The sequence below is a fragment of the Hyphomonas sp. UBA3601 genome (assembly GCF_002375605.1).
Taxonomy (GTDB): Bacteria; Pseudomonadota; Alphaproteobacteria; order Caulobacterales; family Hyphomonadaceae; genus Hyphomonas.
Genome location: NZ_DFME01000114.1, coordinates 25,672 through 26,513 on the forward strand (window position 1 = coordinate 25,672; position 842 = coordinate 26,513).

At 57.8% G+C, this 842-nt stretch carries 1 protein-coding gene; it reads right to left on the reverse strand.

The window, feature by feature from the left end:
* Nucleotides 1–603 (reverse strand): aminotransferase class IV (locus B4F73_RS12130; RefSeq protein WP_290483383.1); only part of this gene is annotated, 603 nt, incomplete at its 3' end.
* Between the last annotated feature and the right edge of the window lie 239 nt (nt 604–842).

Sequence of the window (842 nt, forward strand, 5' to 3'; positions counted from 1 at the left end):
CAGATTGCGCGTGATGATCCGGCCCTCCTCGGTCACGATCCATGTATTGGCTGAGGCCGCTTCGGTGACGTGGCCGTCCTCGACCATGAACGCGGTTTCGGCGCCGGCTTCGCGCGCAGCGCGGTAGGCGAGGGCCTGCGACAGGAGTTGAGTTGTCTTGATATCGCGCCGACGCCAGCGAATGTCGTTCAGGAAGATGGCGCGAATGCCCTGCTCGGCTTTCTCACTGATCAGGGGGCGATGATCCGCATACAGGAAAATTGTGGGTGTGAAGGTCTCCGGGCCAGCAAAATCCCGGGAGTCGTAGGCGCCTGCTGAAACTTCGAGATAGATCAGTCCCTCTGAAAGGCCGTTGCGGGCGATCAACTGGCTGTGAATGTCCTCCCACGCGGCCGCGTCATGTGGGTTAGGGATCGAAATTGCTTCCAGCGTGTTGCCGAGGCGCGACACATGACCTTCGAAATCGATCAGTTTTCCGCCGTAAACAGCGGTCACTTCATAGGCTGCGTGGGAAAACAGGAATCCCCGGTCCAGCGGGGAGATCAGGGCGTCTTTCCGCTGGGTGAAGACTCCGTTCAGATAAACCGTGTCGCCGATAGACATGATTGCAACGCCCCTTTTTCGAAATTTGTGCAGCGCAACAAAATTCTTGCAAGCTCTTCGTTCAGCGGCCAAGGTGGCGGGAACCGGGTGGTTTGTGAAGCCACGAATAATTGTGCGCCAGACCATCCCGGAAATGTAATCAAGGAGGAGGGCCCCCCTGCCATGGCAAGGGAAACCAAAGATATTTACGAGCTCGGCGAGATCCCGCCGGAGTTCCACGTTCCGAAGATGATGCACGC